16 protein-coding genes are annotated in these 20,524 nt (G+C 66.4%); 9 read left to right on the plus strand and 7 right to left on the minus strand.

All coding sequences use genetic code 11. The features are described from left to right. The first annotated feature begins 35 nt into the window (after positions 1–35). Together AC59JP_RS00370 and AC59JP_RS00375 are read left to right on the plus strand one after the other, a co-directional pair. Positions 36–797 (plus strand): IclR family transcriptional regulator, encoded by a 762-nt coding sequence (locus tag AC59JP_RS00370; RefSeq protein WP_497323643.1) that lies wholly within the window; start codon positions 36–38, stop codon positions 795–797. Next, a complete protein-coding gene (locus tag AC59JP_RS00375) occupies positions 794–1,960 on the plus strand; it encodes an MFS transporter (RefSeq protein ID WP_497323644.1) in 1,167 nt (388 codons plus the stop codon). The genes AC59JP_RS00370 and AC59JP_RS00375 overlap by 4 nt, the downstream gene beginning before the upstream one ends. Before the next feature lie 4 nt (positions 1,961–1,964). Here the strand turns inward: AC59JP_RS00375 and AC59JP_RS00380 are convergent, their stop codons facing one another. Further along, positions 1,965–2,840 carry an alpha/beta fold hydrolase gene (locus AC59JP_RS00380; protein WP_497323645.1) on the minus strand — a complete coding sequence of 292 codons (876 nt, stop codon included), beginning with the start codon at positions 2,838–2,840 and terminating at the stop codon, positions 1,965–1,967. A gap of 145 nt (positions 2,841–2,985) precedes the next feature. After that, positions 2,986–4,215 carry a PucR family transcriptional regulator gene (locus tag AC59JP_RS00385; protein ID WP_497323646.1) on the minus strand — a complete coding sequence of 410 codons (1,230 nt, stop codon included), beginning with the start codon at positions 4,213–4,215 and terminating at the stop codon, positions 2,986–2,988. 146 nt (positions 4,216–4,361) lie between these two features. Between AC59JP_RS00385 and AC59JP_RS00390 the strand changes: the two genes are divergently transcribed. Then, positions 4,362–5,159, plus strand: coding sequence for an SDR family NAD(P)-dependent oxidoreductase (locus tag AC59JP_RS00390; RefSeq protein ID WP_497323647.1), 798 nt, complete (start codon positions 4,362–4,364; stop codon positions 5,157–5,159). A gap of 1 nt (position 5,160) precedes the next feature. Here AC59JP_RS00390 and AC59JP_RS00395 read toward each other — a convergent pair whose 3' ends face one another. Further along, positions 5,161–6,597, minus strand: a complete 1,437-nt coding sequence (locus AC59JP_RS00395) for a PucR family transcriptional regulator (protein WP_497323648.1) — start codon at positions 6,595–6,597, stop codon at positions 5,161–5,163. A gap of 132 nt (positions 6,598–6,729) precedes the next feature. Between AC59JP_RS00395 and AC59JP_RS00400 the strand changes: the two genes are divergently transcribed. After that, a complete protein-coding gene (locus AC59JP_RS00400; protein WP_497323649.1) occupies positions 6,730–8,190 on the plus strand; it encodes a purine-cytosine permease family protein in 1,461 nt (486 codons plus the stop codon). 35 nt (positions 8,191–8,225) lie between these two features. Then, positions 8,226–9,746, plus strand: coding sequence for an amidohydrolase family protein (locus AC59JP_RS00405; protein ID WP_497323650.1), 1,521 nt, complete (start codon positions 8,226–8,228; stop codon positions 9,744–9,746). An 18-nt stretch (positions 9,747–9,764) separates the two neighbouring features. Here the strand turns inward: AC59JP_RS00405 and AC59JP_RS00410 are convergent, their stop codons facing one another. Genes AC59JP_RS00410 through AC59JP_RS00425 form a run of 4 tightly spaced genes read right to left on the minus strand, consistent with a single transcriptional unit; the run spans position 9,765 to position 12,960 of the window. Continuing rightward, positions 9,765–10,049 (minus strand): muconolactone Delta-isomerase, encoded by a 285-nt coding sequence (locus AC59JP_RS00410; RefSeq protein WP_497323651.1) that lies wholly within the window; start codon positions 10,047–10,049, stop codon positions 9,765–9,767. 5 nt (positions 10,050–10,054) lie between these two features. Beyond that, positions 10,055–10,906 carry a catechol 1,2-dioxygenase gene (catA, locus tag AC59JP_RS00415; protein WP_497323652.1) on the minus strand — a complete coding sequence of 284 codons (852 nt, stop codon included), beginning with the start codon at positions 10,904–10,906 and terminating at the stop codon, positions 10,055–10,057. Between the two features lie 45 nt (positions 10,907–10,951). Next, on the minus strand, positions 10,952–12,055 hold the full coding sequence (locus AC59JP_RS00420) for a mandelate racemase/muconate lactonizing enzyme family protein (protein ID WP_497323653.1): 1,104 nt from the start codon (positions 12,053–12,055) through the stop codon (positions 10,952–10,954). Next, positions 12,052–12,960 carry a LysR family transcriptional regulator gene (locus AC59JP_RS00425; RefSeq protein ID WP_497323655.1) on the minus strand — a complete coding sequence of 303 codons (909 nt, stop codon included), beginning with the start codon at positions 12,958–12,960 and terminating at the stop codon, positions 12,052–12,054. Before AC59JP_RS00425 ends, AC59JP_RS00420 begins: the two co-directional genes overlap by 4 nt. 196 nt (positions 12,961–13,156) lie before the next feature. On the opposite strand from AC59JP_RS00425, the gene benA reads away from it, so the two are divergent. The 4 genes from benA to AC59JP_RS00445 are packed head-to-tail and all read left to right on the plus strand — an operon-like array spanning position 13,157 to position 20,521. After that, positions 13,157–14,524 (plus strand): benzoate 1,2-dioxygenase large subunit, encoded by a 1,368-nt coding sequence (benA, locus tag AC59JP_RS00430; protein WP_497323656.1) that lies wholly within the window; start codon positions 13,157–13,159, stop codon positions 14,522–14,524. Between the two features lies 1 nt (position 14,525). Then, positions 14,526–15,047 (plus strand): benzoate 1,2-dioxygenase small subunit, encoded by a 522-nt coding sequence (gene benB, locus AC59JP_RS00435; RefSeq protein ID WP_497323658.1) that lies wholly within the window; start codon positions 14,526–14,528, stop codon positions 15,045–15,047. A gap of 11 nt (positions 15,048–15,058) precedes the next feature. Beyond that, positions 15,059–17,740, plus strand: coding sequence for a benzoate 1,2-dioxygenase electron transfer component BenC (benC, locus tag AC59JP_RS00440; RefSeq protein ID WP_497323659.1), 2,682 nt, complete (start codon positions 15,059–15,061; stop codon positions 17,738–17,740). Between the two features lie 57 nt (positions 17,741–17,797). Next, a complete protein-coding gene (locus tag AC59JP_RS00445; RefSeq protein ID WP_497323660.1) occupies positions 17,798–20,521 on the plus strand; it encodes a helix-turn-helix transcriptional regulator in 2,724 nt (907 codons plus the stop codon). Positions 20,522–20,524: the final 3 nt, after the last annotated feature.

A 20,524-nucleotide genomic window follows, 5' to 3' on the forward strand; every position in this document is an offset into this window, starting at 1 on the left:
TTTCCTGGTCAACCGGCCCCGCCGCGAGGAGAACGATGTCGGCACCCACGAGCAACATGCGCTCTCTCGACCGTGCCTTCGACGTTCTCGGCGTGCTTCAGTCCGCGAAACAACCGCTGCGCCTGAGTGAATTGGCGCGTCTTGCCGACCTGCACATCGCGACCGTACAACGCATCCTGGGAGTGCTCATCGACCGCGGATTCGCCGCCAGATCCGCCGACGGGTACACCGCGGGGCCGGCCGCCCTGGCCGTCGCGCATGCGTTCCTGGTGACCAACCCGCTGTCGACGCTGACCCAACCGATCCTGCAGCAGCTGGCCGCGAACACCGGCTTCACCGCGTCGACCTACGTTCGCGTCGAGAACTCGAGGGTGCTGATCGCGCGCGTGGAGAGCGAACATCCGCTCAGCTACGTTCTGCCGGTGGGCGAGCGGCTTCCGTTGCACCTGGGGGGTGCAGGAAAGACCATTCTCGCCGAGATGCCCGACGACGAGGTCGAAGCGGCGCTCGAGGGCGTCGCCGAGATTGCACTGGCCGACGGAAAGCGGCTCACGCGTGTCGAGTTGAGGGAACAGCTCGGGACCATTCGGCACGACGGGTACGCGGTGTCGATGAGCGAGCGCCTGTTCGGGATCGCGTCGGTGACGGCTCCGGTCCGCTCGTCCGACGGAGACATGGTTGCGGTACTGGGTATCACCGGCCCGTCCGACGCCGTCGACGGTGACTCCCTTCCCGGTTTGATCGCCGAAGTACGCCGTGCGGCATCGACTTTGGGGGTCCGGGTACCCGCGCGATGATTCCGGACCGCTCGGCTTCCGCGTGGTTGCGCCCGCTGTGCGCGACCGCCGGTCTCCTACAGGCGGTGTACATCGCCGCGAGGGTGCTGATGACCTACCGCGTGCTCGAGGTGGGCGGCGGGGGAGCGGCGGTCGGCGCCCTGACGGCGGCCTACTCCCTTGCACCACTGCTCATCGCGATACCCATCGGCCGGCTCGTCGACGGACGGTTCCTGTCCTCGACGCTGCGTATCGGTGCCGTGGTCAGCGTGATCGCCGTGCTCGCGATCGCCTTCGCGGACACCCTGGCGGGATTGGCGGCGGGCAGCGTGCTGCTCGGCGTCGGCAATCTCCTGACAATGGTTGCGGCACAGTCGTACATCCCGCATCACGGAGACCACGACCAGTTCGACCGCCGTTTCGGCACGTTCTCGCTGTGGGTGTCGATCGGGCAGGCGGGAGGGCTGCCGGTCGGCGGAGCCGTCGCGTCCACCGGCCTCGGCACGACGGGTGCGCTCGTGGTCATGGCGTGCATCGCAGCGGTCGCCACCGTCGTCACCGCGCTGCCTGGACTGAACACCCCCGCCGCGGCGACTTCGTCCGTCACGGTCGAGCGTCAGAAGACGTCGTCGATGCTCTCGGACAGCGGGATGCGCGCGGCGATATTCAGCAGTTTGATCGTGCTCTCGTCGATCGATCTCATGGCTGCGTACCTGCCGTTGCTGGGAAACGCGAAGGGGTGGACGGTCCTCACCGTCACGATCGTGCTCACTGCGCGGTCCGTGGCGTCGATCGTGTCGCGAATGTTTCTGCCGCGCCTGCTTGCCGGTGTTCCCCGCCGGGCCCTGCTGGTCGCGGGAACTGCAGCCACCGCTCTTCCCGTCGCCATGCTCCCGCTGTTCGGCCATCCCGCGTGGGCGGTCCTTCTGATGAGCATCGCGGGATTCTTCTGGGGTATCGCTCAACCGTTGACGATGACCTGGGTGGCGAGTTCGACCCAGCCCTCGAGCCGAGGCGCCGCGTTGTCGCTGCGCATGACGGGAAACAGGTTGGGGCAGGTGTTCATCCCCGCCGCGGCCGGAGTCATGGTGTCCAGCACCGGTATCGGGGCGGTGTTCGTCACGACCGGAGCGTTGTTGTCGATCGCGGCGGCATCGACGTGGCGGAACACGCGCGGCGGGTAGACGGTCAGACCGAGACGGGCTCGGACCGCGGCGCCTCGACCGGAGCGGATACGAACTCGAGGAGCGCGGCGGCAAACGGTGCAGGGTTCTCGAAGAAGGCGAAGTGCGCGCCGCCCTCGGCTTCGGTGAAGACCCGAAGCCGGGCTCCCGCAATGTGTTCGGCGGTCCACCGCTGCGAGTCCGGCGACACGTGGCTGACTTCACCGGCGAACACCATGGTCGGAACGTCGATGGTCGGGAGAAGGTCGCGCCAGTCCTGCATGATGTGGTCGAACAGCAGCCGTGAACCCCACTCGGCCGGCAGTTTCAGGTTCTCCTGGTACATCCACGCGAGGTCGTCCGCGGAGATGTTCGGGGTCAGCATCGACACCAGAAAGGCGTGACGGGTGGTCTCACCGTCGGGGCCCGCGACCGCGGCGACGAAGTCGGCTGCACCGGCGAAATCGAGAATTGCGCCGGCGTCCGACGCATCCTGCGGCGTCATCCAGGGAAGAACCGCGCACGCGCTCGGCTGGTCGACGATGACCAGCTTCTCGAACGCGGCTGTTCCGTGCGAGTCGAGGTAGCTCCAGAGCACCGACGCGCCCAGGGAGTGTCCGACGAACGTCGCCGTGTCCACCTCGAGGTGGGCGAGAAGCTCACCGAGGTCGGCAGCGAGTCGCGCCACACGAGCCCCGGTCGCCGGCTTTCCGGACTCCCCGTGGCCCCGCTGGTCGTAGGTGATGACACGGGCGTCGTCCGACAACAACGGGATCACCCGGTCGAACATGGCACGCGACTGGGACCAGCCGTGCAGCATCACCACCGTGCGCCCCGACGGCGCCGCGCCGGTGTCTCGGAAGTCGAGGACGCAGCCGTCGCTTGTCGTGAACGATCCCATGCTCAGGCCTCCATCGTCGGACGCGCAACAGCCGGTGCTGTTCGAACGCGCTACGCCCATCGTCATCCATGAGTGACCCCCGTCACCATGACCAAACGTCGAGAGCTTCTCCGGGCTCGTGCTGCATTGTGTAGAAAAAACCAGCTCAGGAGGGCTTTTCTATCAGCTTGGCCAGGTGCAGACCGACGTGCATCGACAATCGATCCGCCCCGGAGTCGAGGTCGACCCCCGTCGCTTCGCGGATCTGATCCAGTCGGTAATACAACGACGTCCGGTGCATGTGCAGCGCGGCGGCGGTGCGGGCGATGGAGCCCCCGTGGTCCAGAAAGGTCTCCAGCGTCGCCACCAGCTTTCCGGTGGTATCGGCAGCGATCAGGTCACGTAGGGGTTTCGGAACGGTCGACCACACCAGGGTGCTGTCGGGAAGGTCGAGCAGCAGTGCGTCGATTCCGAGGTCGTCCCAGAACGCGACGTCGTTGTCGATCGAACCGAGTCGCGTCGCCGCCCGGGCAGCGATGTCACCACGACGACGGGCAAGCGCTGCGTTCGGTAGACCGCCTGTGGCCGAACCGATTCCAATTCGTGTTCGCTGCGCGGTGCCACCGAGAAGGCGATCGAGTTCGGACTTGATGTGGAGTGCGCGAGCCGACAGATCCGACCTGCTCGTCGGGCGTCGACCGATCTGTAGAAGCAGCGCCTGATCGTCTCCGATCGAGTTCCGCGTGCTCTTGGAGTGGCTTCGGGTCACGGTGTCGACGGCAACCCGGAGGGCGACGTCGACGGGAGTCTGCACCTCGTCGAGTTGCTCGACCGCGACCACCATGACCGACACATGGTCCGCATCCGCGAAATCGGCGTCACGATCGAAGTAACCCAGCGCGGATCTACGTGCCGACTCGTCGTCACCGAGCAGGTCGTCGAGAGCAGCGCGGCGTTCGATCTGCCGGGGGTCCGCGGCCACCGAATCGGCATACATGTGTGCGGCGATGTCTCGACTGACCTCGTCGATGTGGGCGATTTGAGCCGAAGTCAGCGTGCGGTCCGCGTCGATCACCATGAGCAGGCCGATCAGCATCGACGGCCCGTACAACGGGACGCACAGTCGAGACTTCAGCCCCAGTTCGTCGCTGCCGTCGAGCATGTGGGGGCCGTGCCACCTCGCCGCCCCTTGGCCGAGAACGAACCGCCCGACCTCGTCGCCCGCATCGCGGTCCAGCATCGCTCGGATGCGCACGCTGTCTTCGTCACCGAAATGGCGGCTGGCGCACACCAAGCGCACCGCAGGATCGTCGACCACGACCGACCGTCCCAGCCACTCTCCGAGTTGGTCCACCAACGCGCGGACCTCCGGCCCGGCCACGACAGAACTCGTCATCGACCGCATCTTGCCAGGCTTTTCCTACGAAACGTGAACAGATCGAGCCGAGGTTGCGACGTCGTGCCGTCGTAGGTTGCTCTCCCCGTGGCGATACTCGAACTCACGAGCGCGCCGGAGCGTGTCGTCACCGAACGGGAGTGCGCATGGCCGACAGACTCGAAGGCAAAGTGGCGATCGTCTTCGGGGCGGGCTCGAGCGGTACTTCGCTCAGCAACGGGCGCGCCGCCGCACTGGCGTTCGGCCGGGAAGGGGCCGTGGTGGCCGCGGTCGATCGAAACGCGGCCGAGGCGGAGCTGACGGCGAAAGAGATCGTCGGACGCGGCGGAACAGCCCTGGCCTTCACCGCCGACGTCACCGACGAGGACCAGGTGGAGTCGGTGATCGATTCTGTCGCCAAGCATTTCGGACCGCCGACCGTCCTGCACAACAATGTGGGCGCAGCTCGCGTCGGCGACATCACTGACACTGATCTGGCCGCGTGGGACGCGGCGATGCGCGTCAACCTCACCGGAGTGTTCCTGGCCTGCAAACACACCATCCCGTGGATGGTGAAGGCGGGAGTGGGGTCCATCGTCAACGTTTCCTCACTCGCGGCGATTCGCCACACCGGCTACAACTACCCCAGCTACATGGCGTCGAAAGGTGCGGTCGACCAGCTGACGGTCTCGGTGGCCCTCGAGTACGCGAGCCGCGGAATACGGGCCAACGCCATCCTTCCCGGCCTGATCGACACCCCGCTGGTCTCCCAGCAGATCGCCGGCGGGGACGACGCGCAGGCTGCTCGCGAACGGGCGGCGCGCGACGCCGCCAGCCCCACCGGCCGCATGGGCACGCCCTGGGACGTCGCGAATGCGGCCGTCTTCCTCGCATCGGACGAGGCGGCGTACATCAACGGAGTGTGCCTTCCCGTCGACGGCGGACTGTCCGGCCGATCGCGATGATTCAGGCGTAGCTCTGCCTCCGGGCATGCTCGAGGAACACCGCCGTCGCAAGAGCGGCCATGCGCGGTGAACCGGGCAGTACCGGACCGAGAAGAGTCTCGACTCGGTGCATTCGCTTGTACACCGATTGCCGCTGCACCCCCAGGGCCCGCGCAGTGTCGGTCATGTTTCCGAGATGCGTGAAATAGGCCGCGAGAGTGTCGAACAGCGCACTGCGGCGGTCGCGGTCGTAGTCCAGCACCGCCTTGATCTGCTCCTGAACGTACGTGTCCGCGGCGCCCTGCACGGAGTCTGCGAATCGGGTCAACTCGTAATTCCTCGCATCGACCGTGCCGGTCTTGATGGAGCAGGCCGACAACGCTGCACGAATGCAGCGCCGTATCCCGTGACGGTCGGCCGACCCGGTGCCGACGGCCAGCGTGTCTCCGTGCCGCATGGGGGTCGCCGACAATCGAAGTCGGGCGCGCTCCATAGTGTTTTCGTCGTCGAAGGCGAGGAGGGCAAGACGCTGGTCACCGAAGCGCTGCATCATGATTCGGGTCGTATCGACCGACTCGAAGGCGACGGGCCTACCCCGAGAGACGACCCCGAGGTAGGCGTCGCGCTCGCGTAGGTGCAGCCGGTCGGCGAGTGCGTCGAACGGCACGGCCGAGTGCACCGTCGACGTCAACAGAGCAAACAGTCGGGCCTGCAACCGCTCCTCGGCTGTCTGTATGTCGTTGATACGCAACGCAATCGCGACGATGTCCGGGGCGCGACTCAGTCCGGCGTCGAGGAGGTGGATGTCGGAATCGGCGTCGGGAACCAGAACGAGTGTCCCGATGCGTTCACCCCCGTAGGAGACGGCGGCGTCGAAATCCGTGAGGTCACCCCGCGGCACACCGGAGCCGACCCGGCCGAGTTCTGCGCCGCCGGGCGAGAGAAGCACGGCCGACGATCGAGTTTCGCGGGCGAGGGTCGACAGCACTGCGCCGAGAGCGTCGTCGGCATCCAGCGCGGTGGACAACAGTCGCGAGATCCGTTCCGCCACAGTGCGTCGACGCAATGCGGGCGCGGACAGCTGACTGTTGATGCTCTCGCACACCTGCACGAACGGGACCCGGCGTCGAAGCCGCACGACGGGCAGGCCGCGTTGCTCGGCGCGGCGGACGATCGCCGGCGGCACGACGGGAACGCGATCCGTCGTCTCGATCGCGAGTCCTGCGACATCCGCCGAGAACAACGAATCCACGTACTCCGTCAGCTGGTCGTCGGTGCACCCGGCGAAGTTGGCGCCTTCCATGAGGATCAGTTCGCCGCCGCGGAGCAACGGTGCGATGTCGAGTTGCTCGCTGGCGTGTACCCACCGGACCGGGCGGTCCGTCGCGTTCGAGGCTGCGACCAGCTCGGGTCGTGTGGCGGCGAGAGCCACGTCCTCCATCGCGTCCCGCAACATCATGGGTGACATTGTGTCCACCACGTGTTACCAACGGCTTACAACCGGTCGCCGTCCGTGAAACATCCCCGGCGCAGTCTTCTCACCAGCGCGGTCGACATCGATCGCACCCCTTTCGTCACGGAGGAGACCGCAGTGAGCACACCCACCCACGACCTCGAGGAATCGTTGCAACCGATTCCCGAGGACCGCCGCACCACCCGATTGTCGGGCCAGTTCTGGATCTGGGCGGGAGCCAACATCGCCCCGATCAACTGGGTTCTCGGCGCCCTGGGCATCAGTATGGGCCTCGGCCTCGTCGACACCGTGACGGTCCTGGTCGTCGGCAACCTCATCGGAATGGCCGTGTTCGGCCTGTTCGTCCTGCTGGGGCAACGTACTGGAACCACCGGAATGTTGTTGGGCCGCTCGGTCTTCGGACGTCGCGGAAACTACGTTCCCTCCGTCATGCAGGCCGTGGTGGTTGTCGGCTGGTGCGCGGTCAACACCTGGATCGTGCTCGACCTCGTCATCGCGCTGATAAGTGAGATTGGATGGGTCGATCCAGCGGCATCGAACATCGGATGGAAGGTCGGCGTCGCCGCGGTCATCATGGCTGTGCAGGTGGGCATTTCGATGGCCGGCTACAAGGCGATTGCCGCCTTCGAACGGTGGACGGTGCCGCCCACGGTGATCGTTCTGATCCTCATGTCGGTGGTGGCCTGGACCCAGTTCGACATCGACTGGGGCTACGCCGGCCCGGACGGGGTCGCGTTGAGCGGCACCGAACGCATCGTGGCGATGTCTGCCGTGATGACGGCTATCGGCATCGGCTGGGGCCTGACCTGGCTGACGTACGCTGCGGACTACTCGCGCTTCGTCAGCACGGCCGTTCCCCGCGCGAAGCTCTACCTTGTCAGCGCACTGGGGCAGTTCATTCCTGTCATCTGGCTCGGCGTGCTCGGTGCAACGCTGGCCACCGAGAACGGATCCGTCGACCCCGGCAAGCTCATCGTCGAGAACTACGGCAGCCTCGCCATCCCGGTCTTGCTGCTCGTCCTTCACGGACCGATCGCGACGAACGTGCTCAACGTCTACAGCTTCGGAGTCACCGCGCAGGCGCTGGACATCAAGCTCGGGCGCCGCACGCTGAACGTCGTCGTCGGTGTCTTCGCACTTGCGGCCACCGTGTTCTTCGTGTTCCAGGAAGACGCAGCGCAGACGCTCGACGCCTGGCTGGTCGGCGTCGTCGGGTGGGTGTCGACGTGGGGGGCGATCATGCTGGTGCACTACTACGTCTTCGAGCGCGACAGCCGCCGGTTCGACCATCTCTTCGACCCGGTCGGGTCGACGCGTATGCCCGACGTGAACTGGCGCGCCCTCACCGCGTTCGTCGTGGGCCTGTTCGGAACGTGGATGTTCCTCAACGGCTTGGTCCCCGCACTCCAGGGCTACGGATCGCAGGCGCTCGGCGGGCTCGACCTGTCCTGGCTCGTCGGCGGGCTGTGCGCGGCCATCACCTACTACCTCCTCGCTCGGTGCTCACACCGGTCGCATCTGGCTGCACGAGAAGGGGTTCCGACGTCCGCAACGCGCGCCCCGCAACCGGTCGATTGATGTCGACACCGATCACCACATCACGAAAGAAGATCATGGGAACTGTCATCCACCGCGCACAGGTCCTCACGATGGACTCCGTCACCGGCGCCACACCGGTCATGCGCAGCATCCGTATCGAGGACGGGGTGATCGTGGCTGTCGGCACCGACGTGTCGCCGGCCCCCGGTGACCGTGTCATCGACGGGTTCGACCGCCTCGTCGCTCCGGGATTCGTCAACGCACACACCCATTCCTGGGAGATGTTCTACAAGGGCCGCTACGACAATCTGCCGTTGGAATTGTGGATGGCGCTCTCGTACCCCATCCTCGGGAACAGCTACGTCGAACCCGATCTGGTTCGCCTGCGCAGCACGCTGTTCGCCATCGAGTCGCTGAAGGCGGGCGTCACCACGCTGGTGGACGACGTTCTCGAGAACCCGGGTCAGGATTGGGGACAACTCTCGGCCGTCTTCGACGCATACGAGGACATCGGGATCCGCGCCAACATCTCCGGGCACATCATCAGCAAGCCGTTCGTCGACACCCTTCCGTTCGTCGCGGATCTGCTGCCCGACGACGTTCTGCGGCGCATGCGGGCCAATCCTGTTCCCACAGTGGGGGAGCACCTCGACTTCAGCCGCAAGGCGTTCGAGAACCTTCACGGCCGAGGCGGCGGCAGGCTGCGCTACATGCTGGCGCCGTCCGCGCCGCAGCGCTGCGGTGAGGACGTGTTGGTCGGTGCGACCGAACTCGCTCGTGAGTTCGACGCACAGTGCCACATCCACGTGTTGGAGACCAAGACGCAGCTGGTGACCGGCACCGAGATGTACGGCGGCTCACTGGTCTCGTACATGAACGGCATCGGTGCCCTGTCCCCGAACACCACGCTGGCGCACGGTATCTGGCTGACCGACGACGACATGGGCATGATCGCCGACGCGGGCACGTCGGTCTCGCACAATCCCATCTCCAACCTGAAATTGGGATCGGGCATCGCGCCGTGGCGTGCGCTCCGGACCGCGGGAGTCAACCTCGGTCTCGGAACCGACGGGTGCTCGAGCAGTGATTCCCCGCGCATGCTCGACGTGGTGAAAATGGCTGCGCTGCTACACAAGGTCACCACTCCGGATTTCGAGTCGTGGCCCACGGTCGAGGAGGTGCTGCACGCCGGCACCGTCGGGGGAGCCCGCAGCGCCATGCTGGCCGGCCGCGTCGGCAGTATCGAAGTGGGTATGCAGGCCGACCTCGTTCTCTACGACCTCGAGACGATGGCCTTCACCCCCCGCCAGAAACTCGACCATCAACTGGTCTACTCGGAGAACGGGTCGTCGGTTCACACCGTGATGGTTGCCGGTGAGGTCGTGGTCGAGAACGGGTCCGTGACGACCGTCGACGAACACGCAGTACGCGCCGAACTGAACGAACGCCAGGCCGAGATCATCGACCGCCAGGATCGGCTGGACCGAGAGAACGCCGTCCTGTTCGACAGCTTCTCGGCCATGTACCGCAAGGCCACGACCACACCCGGAACAGTCAACCGTTTCAGTGGGGACGAGCGCGGCTGGCTGGTCTGACCGCTCGGGCGGGCGGCGTCACCCGTTGGAAATGTCCGACGGGTGCGTCGCCAGCGGTGTCACGTCGATCGACATGTACGCGAACAGCGGGAGGTTCCACAGAAGCTCGTGCAGCCGCTCGTTGTCGCGTACGTCGAAGATCGACAGGTTGGAGTACTGCCCGACGAGGCGGTAGATGCTGACCCACTCTCCGCCGCGTTGCAGTTCCTGCGAGTACGCCTTCTCCCGTGCGAGGGTGTCCGCCCGCACATCGGGATCCAGATCGCGCGGTAGGGCGACATCCATCTTCACTGCAAAGAGCATGTGCCCTAGGCCTTGTCGAGTGCGAAGTCGTAGGTGACTTCCTTGCCGACCTCGGCGTCTCGGATGTCGAGCACGAGCTCGGGCTTGACGGCATCGGCGACGTCGTCGTCGTTGTGCGCGTCACCGGGGAAGTAGAGCTGGGTGGTGATCTGCTGGTATCCGTCGGCCGCGACCTTGAGGTGCAGGTGCGCGGGACGCCACGGGTGCCACCCGGCCGCGGAGATCAGTTTGCCGCAGGCTCCGTCGGTGGGGATCTGGTAGGGGGCGGGCTGCATGGTGCGAATCTTGAACCGGCCCTCGGCATCTGCGGTCACGGTGCCGCGCAGGTTCCACTCGGGGATGCCGGGGGCGAACTGCGCGTAGAAACCGTCGGCGTCGGCATGCCAGATCTCGAGAACCGCACCGGGAAGGCCGTGTCCGTTCACGTCGGTGACCTGGCCCTGGAAGAGCAGCGGAGTTCCCTTCTCGCCGTCACGCATCGGGAGGACGGCGTCGCTTCCCAGCTCGGGTGCGTCGGGGACGTAGTACGGACCTTCGATGGTGCCTTTGCTGCCTTCGCGGGATTCGCTGGCAACCTCTTCGACCACGTGCTCGACCCAGACGTCGAGGAACAGCGGCCACTCGCCGTCCTGTCCCACGTTGATCAGCCATGCCTTCAGTGCGTTGTACTCGTCGTAGGTGACTTCGTGGTCGCGGACCGTCTTGTGCACTGCGGCAAGCACTTCGCGAGCGAGAAGGCTGACCCGCTCGGGCGGGGTACCGGCCGCACCCCCGGCCTTGTCGGTGGTGAATCGCGCGGTGGCGTTGGCTCCCGACGCTGCCGCCGTGGCGGTTTCGGGTGCGTGATCGATGCTCATGAGAACTCCTTGGTTGCGTTGCTGACGAGGGAAAGTGGGGCTGTTTCAGGTGTCGAGTCGGTAGTGCGCGAGCTTGTCGGGGTCGATGTCGACTCCGATTCCCGCTCGGCCGGAGACGGCGAGCTCGCCGCCGCGAATCTGGAGGGGTTCGGTGAGGAGGTCGTCGCTCATGTCGAGGAAGTTCGACAGTTCGCCGGCCCGCCGGGATGTGAGATCGAATGCGGCGCCGAACGCCACGGTGCAGGCCGATCCGAGTTGACCGTCGATCTGGTTTCCCATCACGACCTCGAGTCCCAGGCCTTCGCAGAGGTGATGTGCGCGTAGTGAACCGGTGAATCCGGTGCGTGCGGTCTTGATACTGATCGCGGTGGCGGATCCGCCGAGTGCTTCGCGAGTGATGTCGGCCGGGGTGACGGCCGACTCGTCGGCGACGAACGGGACGTCGAGCTGCTGCACCAGCCAGCGACGACCCATGACGTCGTCCGCCGGGCACAGTTCCTCCGCGAGGGTCAGCCCGAGATCCTTCATCTCGGCCATGGCGCGGGCGGATTCCGATGCCGTCCAGCCGCGGTTGCCGTCGACGTACAACTCGACGTCGTCGCCGAGGCCGTTGCGCAGCGCTCGGACGACGGCCGTGTCCAGCGATACCGGGCGGCGGCCGACCTTGACCTTGAAGGTCTCGATCCCGTACTCGCTGCGCATGCGGGCGGCCTCGTCGACCATGGCCTCGGGAGTATCGAAACCGAGCATGTGGCTCACGCGCATCCGGTCGGTGAATCCGCCGAGCAGCTCGTTCACCGAGAGGTCGAGGGTGCGCCCGAGCGCGTCCCAGATCGCCATGTCCACAGCGGCTTTCGCGACGGGGTTGCCGACGGTCCGTGCCATTCGGGCGTGCGCGACCTCTCGCTCGGTGAGCGTCAGACCCAGAACGGCGGGGGCGAAGATGGTCTCGATGACGGCGACCAGACCCCGCTGCGTCTCGCCGTAGGTGAACGGCCGTGGGGGAGCATCGGCCACGCCGATGATCCCGTCGTCGGTGTGCACACGTACCAGCACGTGCTCGGCCGCGTGGACTTCGCCGCTCGCGAATCGCAGTGGCTTGCGGTAATCGATGGAGTACGGAATGGCCTCGACGGCAATGATTTTCACGAGATGTCCTCGATGTACGTGGCGGGCAGAATGTCGGCCTCTTCGAGAGCGCGCACCAGTGACGTCACCACTGGCGCAGGCTCGTCGCGGCTCCAGGCGAGGGCGAGATCGATCGTGTCGGCACCGGTGACGTCTCGGAAGACGACGCCGTCGAGTTTCATCGAACGGACGGATTCCGGGACCATGGCGATCCCGAGGCCGGCCGCCACGAGCGCCAGCAGGACCGAGGTGTCGGGAGCGTCGTGCTCGCGCCGCGGCGTGAAACCTGCTGTGCGGCAGCTGCGCACGACCACGTCGTTGACCGCGGAATGGGTGTCGGAGTACATGACGAAGTTCTCGAAGGCGACGTCGAGGACTTCGAGCGCAGGCTCCTGCGCCAACCGGTGATCGGTCGGCAGGGCCAGCACCAGCGACTCCGTCGCGATGGTGCGCACCACCAGATCGTCGCCGGCAACGGGAGGGCGCAGTACCGCCAAATCCAGGTCCTTCGAGCGCAATCCGTCGACCTGAGCCGGGGTCAGCAGATCCCCGTGTACTTCGAGGACGACGTCGGGGAGCCGCTGACGAAGGGCGCGTGCGATCGCGGGCAACCGGTCGAAGGCCGCGGTCCCGGTGAAACCGATCCGAACGAGTCCGGTGCGGCCGTCGTCGATGCGCCGGACACTGTCGACACTGTCGTCGAGACCGGCCAGCAGACGCACGGTCTGCCGATAGAAGAACTTACCCGCGGGTGTGAGGCTCACCTGGCGAGTCGTCCGAGCGAGCAGGGTGACACCCAGTTCGGCTTCGAGTTGACGCACCGACTGCGAGAGCGCCGGCTGCGCGAGAAAGAGTCGTTTCGCGGCCTGACCGAAGTGCCGGGTCTCGGCGACGGCAACGAACTGCCTGAGATGTCGCAGCTCCATCGTTCGCCTCCATCCAGCATGTTCAGTGATGTGGACCACCGTAAGCCGAACATCCATCCATGACAAAGACCCAGAAAGCCCTGATTGATAAGCCGTAGCGATCAATGGACGCCCGGGTAGTGACTAGGTAAAACCCTGGTGTGACCGGCGCCACGCGATGCCACAGTCGTGGAAACCCCTACATCTGGAGGACGCGATGACCGAGATCCTTGACCATGTTCGCGAACAGGTCGCTGCCGCGGTGGTGGACGACGCCGACGCCGGCGTGTACCGCGCCAACCGAACGATCTTCACCGACGAGGAGATCTTCGAGCTGGAGATGAAGCACATCTTCGAAGGCAACTGGATCTACATCGCCCACGAGTCTCAGATCCCGAACAACGGGGACTACTTCACCGTGCACATGGGTCGTCAGCCCGTCGTGATCACCCGTGACAAGGACGGAAAGCTCCACTGCCTCATCAATGCGTGCGCCCATCGCGGCGCGATGCTGTGCCGCCGCAAGACCGACAACCGTCCGACTCTGACGTGCCCGTTCCACGGCTGGACCTTCCGCAACGACGGCACCCTGCTCAAGGTCAAGGACCCTGAGGGTGCGGGCTACCCGGGCACCTTCGATGTGGACGGCTCGCACAACCTGACCAAGGTGCCCAAGTTCGAGAGCTACCGCGGCTTCCTCTTCGCGAGCCTGAACCCGGACGTCTCGACGTTGGCCGAGCATCTCGGTGACAGCACGAAGGTGATCGACATGCTGGTCGATCAGTCGCCGGACGGCCTCGAGGTTCTGCGCGGGTCGTCGACCTACACCTTCGACGGAAACTGGAAAGTGCAGGCGGAGAACGGCGCCGACGGCTACCACGTCAGCGCGGTCCACTGGAACTACGCGGCCACGACATCGCGGCGCAACAACGGTGAATCGAAGAACACCACCAAGGCGCTCGACGCCGGCGGGTGGGGCAAGTCCGGCGGCGGCTACTGGTCGTACCCGAACGGTCACCTGTGCCTGTGGACGTGGGCAGCCAATCCGCAGGACCGACCACTGTGGGACAGCATGGACGAGCTCAAGGCGAAGTTCGGAGATGCCAAGGGAGAGTTCATGGTCAAGGGTTCTCGTAACCTGTGCCTCTACCCGAACGTCTATCTGATGGATCAGTTCAGCACCCAGATCCGGCACTTCCGGCCGATCGCGCCGAACAAGACCGAAGTGACGATCTACTGCATCGCGCCGAAGGGGGAGAGCAGAGAGGCTCGCTCGCACCGGATTCGGCAGTACGAGGACTTCTTCAACGCCTCCGGCATGGCCACTCCCGACGATCTCGAGGAGTTTCGCTCGTGCCAGCTGACGTTCCAGGCGACCAACGCGCCGTGGAACGACATGAGCCGCGGCGCAGAGCACTGGCTCACCGGCCCCGACGAGGTTGCCGAAGCGCTCGACATGCACGGTGTCGTCTCGGCCGGCGTGAAGAACGAGGACGAAGGCCTGTTCACCGTGCAGCACGGCTATTGGCGCGAAACCCTTCTCGCTGCGATCGACCGCGCAGCCGACACGACCGAGGTGAAATGACATGACTGCAGGCGAACTTCACACCACGGAAACTCGTATCACGCAGACCGCCATCGAACAGTTCCTCTACCGCGAGGCCCGCTACCTCGACGACCGTGAGTTCGAGAAATGGCTCACCTGCTACGCCGACGACGTCGAGTACTGGATGCCGTCCTGGGGTGACGACGACCTGTTGACCGAGGACCCGCAGACCGACATCTCGCTGATCTACTACGAGAACAAGGGCGGACTCGAAGACCGGGTGTTCCGGATCCGCACCGAGCGGTCCAGCGCGACCTCGATTCCCGAGCCGCGCACCAGCCACAACATCAGCAACGTCGAGGTCATCGAGCGAACCGGTGACATCGTCGACGTCCGATTCAATTGGCACACCATGTATTTCCGCTACAAGACGATCGACCCGTACTACGGAACATCGTTCCTATCCATCGACTTCTCCGGTGAGTCGCCGTTGATTCGCCGCAAGACCGTCGTGCTCAAGAACGACTACATCCACCACGTCGTCGACATCTACCACTTCTGAGAGAGGCAGCCATGAGTCACCGCGTCGCGCTGTCCTTCGAAGACGGCGTCACCCGCTTCATCACCGTCACCGACGGACAGACGGTGGCGGACGCGGCCTACCGGTCGCGCATCAACATTCCGCTCGACTGCCGCGACGGCGTCTGCGGCACGTGCAAGGCCGTCTGCGAATCCGGGGAGTACGACGGCGGTACGTATCTCGACGACGCGCTGACGGAGGACGAGTCGAAGGACGGATACTGCCTGCCCTGCAGCATGACTCCGCACTCGGACCTCGTGCTGCAGATCGCCAGCACGTCGGCGGTGGCCAAGACACAGGCGTCGACGTACTCGACGACGGTCACGGCCGTCGAGAGGCTCTCGCCCACTACGGTTCGGCTGGCCGTGAAGTCGCCCGACGGCGCCGATCTCGCGTTCCTGCCCGGCCAGTACGTCAACATCTCCGTCCCCGGATCGCAGGAGACACGGTCGTATTCGTTCAGCTGCGTGCAGGGATCGGACGAGCTCGAGTTCCTCGTGAAGCTGATCGACGGCGGTCTGATGTCGACCTATCTGTCCGAACGCGCCGCGGTCGGCGACGCCCTGTCGTTCACGGGCCCGCACGGCAGCTTCTTCCTCCGCGAGGCGGAGCGGCCCGCACTGCTGCTGGCCGGCGGCACCGGGCTGGCGCCGGTCCTGTCGATCCTGCGCACCCTCGAGTCGTCGGGCAGCTCGCGCCAGGTTCATCTTGTGTACGGCGTCAGCACCGACGACGACGTCGTCGAAATCGACACGCTCTCGACCTTGAGCGAGACGATGCCGGGATTCACGTGGGACTACTGCGTGTCCGACCCGAACTCGACGGCCGAGAACACCGGGTACGTCACCGGATTCATTCGGCCCGAACACCTGAACAACGGAGACGTCGCGGTCTACCTCTGCGGCCCACCGCCGATGGTCGAGGCGGTCCGCGCACACTTCGCCGAGAAGAAGGTGACGCCGACGGGCTTCTACTACGAGAAGTTCGCCCCGTCCGCCGCGTCGACCGAGGAGGCCCCGGCCGTGGTGGAACAGCCGGCCGACGAGACGCCGCAGGTCGAGGTTCGACCGGAACCGACGCTCGTCGTCCCGGACACTCTCGAACACGAGGTGGACGACAGGTCGTCGCGCACTCTGTGCGGCCAGATCGTCTTCGACCGGCGCACGGTCACCGTGGCCGCAGCGGCGGGCGAGCGCGTTGCGCCCGACGAGGAACTGGTGGCGATGCGGTCGATCGCCGGTCAACGTATGACACCCGGCGCCGGCGGGAGCTCGCCGTTCGTGGCCGAGGAGGACGCGGACATCGAAGTCGCGGCCGACGCATCGGCCGTTGCAGGACAACAGGTCTGGCCCGAGAGGGCCATCGAACCGTTGGTGACCCGACGGGACACGGTAGCCGAACCCTCCGGCTACGAGATCGGAGAGGAGCACCCGTCCGTCCACGAATCGGACGCGGTGTTCGAGGCGCGTCGCGCCCTCGAACTCGGCGCGCTGGAACTCGTGATCGGCCGGCTCACGTCGCAGCAGATCGCGGGATACCGGCTGCTCGCCGAGGCGACGACCAGATACGTCGACGGCGACCGCTTCGTCGACGCCGCTGCCTACACGGAGACGAACGGCGCCTTCCACGACTACCTCTTCACCGCGACCCGCAACGAGCACCTTCTGCAGGCGTACACCGCGCTCGGTCTGAAGGCCGCGATGGCCGACGTTCTCGCGAACGCCACCTGGTGTCACCCGCTCTGCGCGCAGGACCATCTCGACATCGTCGACGCGTTCGAAGCCGGTGACCGAGAGGCGGCGCGCACCCTGATCGCGGACCACGCGGAGCGATCCAAGATCACCATGAAGCGTGCGATGCAGGAGAGCGTCGACAGCAAGAAGCCGAAGTTCGTTCATCCCGGACGCTTCGCCGGAAAGGTCGTCCTGGTGACCGGTGCGGCTCAGGGAATCGGTGAATGGGTGGCGCGGCGCATCTCCGCCGAGGGCGGCACGCTGGTCCTCGCGGACCGGTCCGAACTCGTCGAGGCCGTGGCGACCGAGCTGTCGACCGACGAGGCTCCGGCGCACGCCGTGCTGGCCGACCTCGAAACGTGGGAGGGCGCGTCCGCGCTCGCCGACGCCGCCGTCGAGCGTCACGGCCGTATCGATGTCTCCATTCATGTTGTGGGAGGAACCATCTGGGCCAAACCGCTGTGGGAGTACCCGCCGGAGCAGATCGAGAAGGAGATCGACCGCTCGCTGTGGCCGACGCTGTGGTCGTGCCGAGCCGCGATCCCGCACATGATCGCGCAGGGCAGCGGAACGATCGTGAACGTGTCTTCGGTCGCGACCCGCGGTATCCATCGCGTGCCCTACGCCGCAGCGAAGGGAGGGGTCAACGCCATCACGGCGGCGCTGGCCCTCGAGGCGGCGCCGCACGGCGTGCGCGTCGTCGCGACCGCACCCGGCGGGACGGACGCGCCCCCGCGGCGGATCGCCCGCGGCCCCGGTCCCGCGGACGACCGGGAACGGCACTGGTACCAGGCGCTCGTCGACCAGACCGTCGACTCGTCGCTGATGAGCCGGTACGGAACGCTCGACGAGCAGGCGGCGGCCATCTGCTTCCTCGCGTCGGACGAGGCGTCGTACATCACCGGAACCGTCCTGCCCGTCGCAGGCGGCGACCTCGGGTGAACGGCGGTGCTACTTGAACGGCGGTGCGCGCGAGGGAGGCGGACTACGGTGACCAGCGTGTCGACTCGCCTGCCTCCGATCGGTCGTGCGGGGCTCGTCGACGACGTGATGGCGATCGTCGCCGGAGCGGCCCAGCAGTCCGTCATGACGGTCGTCGACGGCAACGCCGGTGTCGGAACCACGGTCGTGATCGACGAGGTGGTGCGGCAGTTTCGTGAGCAGTTTCCCGATGCTCCCGTGGCGCGGGCCGCGGCGGTGCCGTGGGAGTCGACGATCGAGTTCGGGTTGGTTCGGCAACTCGCACCTGCCCTCGACTCCGCTCCGGGTCTCGACTGCGGTCTCGAGTGCTCAGTGGCACAGATGGATCGGCTGAGCGTCGCCCTCGGGTCGAGCGACGACGGTCCGGCGCTGGTGGTGGTGGACGACGCGCACGACGGTGACCCGAGCTCGCTTCGTGCGCTGTCCTCGCTCGTGCGGCAGAACCGCAGCGGGCGCATTGCCGTGCTGTGCACCAGGCGACCTCGGCCCGCGGGTTCCGCAGCGGCGCAGGACGTTCTCGACCGAGCGGCCGACGCCGCCGTGGTGGTGTCGCCGTTGGGGATGGCCGCGGTTGCCGAACTGGCGGCGCTTCGCGGCGTCGTTCTCTCGCAGTCGTCCGTGGCGCAGCTCGTCCAGCACACCGGAGGTCGGCCCCGGCACGTGGTGGCGCTTCTCGACGAGACGCCGGCGTCGACGTGGAAACGAAGTCGCGCGCATCTGCCCGCGCCCGCGTTCGTCGACGCGGAAGTGCGTGCGGCACTAGACCGATGCGACGCGTCGGCGCGCTCGCTCGTCGAGACCACCGCGATCATGGCGCGGCCGACCGCCGTGCCGGTGCTCGGCGCCGTGGCGGGTATCGACGATCTGTGGAACGCGATGGACACCGCGTGTGGTCTCGGTCTGCTGATCGTGCACCGGCAGGCGACGGCCACCGTCCTCGAGGTCCCTGACGCGATGGTGCGAGCGGCCGTCCTGGGCACCGTCTCGTTGGCCGAACGCGCGCGGCTGCACCGCCGGGCGTCGGACGTGGTCGAGGATCAGGCGGACGCGCTGGCGCATCTCGTCGAATCGCTCCCGCTGCCGGACGACGCCGTCTCGGAGCGGCTCGATGCCCTGGCGGGGGAGCGCGCAGCCAAGGGCGAGTGGGGGTCCGCGGCGCGGCTGTACGAACTGTCGAGCAGATCGTCGCGGGACCCCGTGACGCGGGACGACAGGCTCGTTCTGGCCGTCGACGCGATGATCGGGGCGGGTGACGTTCCCGGTGCCTCCGCGTACAGCGCCGAGATCGAGAGCCTGCGTGAAACACCCATGCGCAACGCAGTTCTCGGGTATCTCGCCATTCTGCGTGGCCGGCCGCACGAGGCTCAGGACCGGTTGCAGCGCGCATGGGAACTGGTGCGGTCGCGGCGCGACCCCGATGTGGCGGCCATCATCTGTCACCGCCAGGTACTGCACAATCTGGCGCGGTGTCACGGCGCAGAGCTGGTTCGCTGGGCCGACCGCGCCGTCGAACTCGTCGGAGCGGACGACGCGACGGCCGTGGAGGCGCAGTCGATCCGCGGTCTCGGCCTCGGTGGTACCGGCCGCACGGCTGAGGCGTTGAGCAGCTACAGCGACCTCTGGACCCAAGCCAGCACGGGAGCGGTAGGGCAACGGGTGCAGATGGGCGCCGGGTGGTTGCACCTGGCCACCGACAAGATCGATGCGGCTCGCGCCGAACTCGAATCGGCTGCGCCCACGGACTTTCTCGGTGGTTCCACCCGAATCTCGCTGTGGGCGCACGCGTGGTTGGCGCGCACGAACTTCGTCACAGGGGAGTGGGATTCGGCGCTGCGGCTGGTCGATGCCGGCGCGGAGCTGGTGGGCCGATCGGGGTCAGTCTTGATCGCACCGCTTCTGCACTGGACTGCGACGCAGATTCACGCTCTGCGAGGCGAGTGGGACAAGGCGGAAGCGAGTGCTCGCGTCGGCGACGCGGGTGCACGGGACTACGAAATCATGCGTGTGCCAGCGTATCTGGCGCGGGCGTCGATCTTCGAGGCGCGAGCGGACTACCCGGGTGTGCTGCGGACCCTGGCGCCGCTCACCGAAACGTGGGCCAGAAACGACGTGTCCGAACCCGGGTTCTGGCCGTGGGCCGACGTGTATGCGAACGCACTGGTCCTGGTGGGTCGACTCGAGGATGCGGAGTCCTTCCTGAGCGTGCACGAGCAACGCGTCGACGAACGTGGACATCGATCGGCGAGCGCGCGGCTGGGGTACGCCCGAGGCCGGCTGCACGGAGCGATGGGCGATCTCGACTCTGCGCGAGCATCTTTCGAGAGCGCGCTGGAATCGCTCGTCGACCTTCCCCTCGTCTACGACCGCGCGCGGGTCAACTTCGCGTACGGGCAGACGCTGCGGCGAGCCGGGAAGCGCCGCGAAGCGGACGTCGTCATCTCGTCGGCTCGGGAGAGCTATCTGTCTCTCGGCGCGAGCACCTACGTCGCCCGGTGCGACCGCGAGCTCAAGGCGGGCGGCATGCGCGCGGTTCTCAAGGACCGTCCGCACGATTCGCTGACGCCCCAGGAGGACGCGGTGGCGACGCTGGTGTCGACGGGACTCACCAACCGGGAAGTCGCGGCCGAGTTGTTCCTGTCGGTCAAGACGGTGCAGTTCCACCTGACCAGGGTGTACGCGAAGTTGGGGATCAGATCGCGGGCGGAGCTCGCGGCGAGGCACATCGTGTACGATGTAGGTTGAATC

The sequence above is a fragment of the Rhodococcus sp. 320_ES genome, assembly GCF_059691855.1.

Bases quoted from the DNA above. Each gene is read 5' to 3' on its own strand.
- benC (WP_497323659.1), top strand. From the start codon at position 15,059: ATGAGTCACCGCGTCGCGCTGTCCTTCGAAGACGGCGTCACCCGCTTC.
- AC59JP_RS00410 (WP_497323651.1), bottom strand. From the start codon at position 10,049: ATGCTCTTTGCAGTGAAGATGGATGTCGCCCTACCGCGCGATCTGGAT.
- benA (WP_497323656.1), top strand. From the start codon at position 13,157: ATGACCGAGATCCTTGACCATGTTCGCGAACAGGTCGCTGCCGCGGTG.
- AC59JP_RS00385 (WP_497323646.1), bottom strand. From the start codon at position 4,215: ATGACGAGTTCTGTCGTGGCCGGGCCGGAGGTCCGCGCGTTGGTGGAC.
- AC59JP_RS00405 (WP_497323650.1), top strand. From the start codon at position 8,226: ATGGGAACTGTCATCCACCGCGCACAGGTCCTCACGATGGACTCCGTC.
- AC59JP_RS00370 (WP_497323643.1), top strand. From the start codon at position 36: ATGTCGGCACCCACGAGCAACATGCGCTCTCTCGACCGTGCCTTCGAC.
- AC59JP_RS00425 (WP_497323655.1), bottom strand. From the start codon at position 12,960: ATGGAGCTGCGACATCTCAGGCAGTTCGTTGCCGTCGCCGAGACCCGG.
- AC59JP_RS00375 (WP_497323644.1), top strand. From the start codon at position 794: ATGATTCCGGACCGCTCGGCTTCCGCGTGGTTGCGCCCGCTGTGCGCG.
- AC59JP_RS00390 (WP_497323647.1), top strand. From the start codon at position 4,362: ATGGCCGACAGACTCGAAGGCAAAGTGGCGATCGTCTTCGGGGCGGGC.
- AC59JP_RS00380 (WP_497323645.1), bottom strand. From the start codon at position 2,840: ATGGGATCGTTCACGACAAGCGACGGCTGCGTCCTCGACTTCCGAGAC.
- catA (WP_497323652.1), bottom strand. From the start codon at position 10,906: ATGAGCATCGATCACGCACCCGAAACCGCCACGGCGGCAGCGTCGGGA.
- benB (WP_497323658.1), top strand. From the start codon at position 14,526: ATGACTGCAGGCGAACTTCACACCACGGAAACTCGTATCACGCAGACC.
- AC59JP_RS00395 (WP_497323648.1), bottom strand. From the start codon at position 6,597: ATGATGTTGCGGGACGCGATGGAGGACGTGGCTCTCGCCGCCACACGA.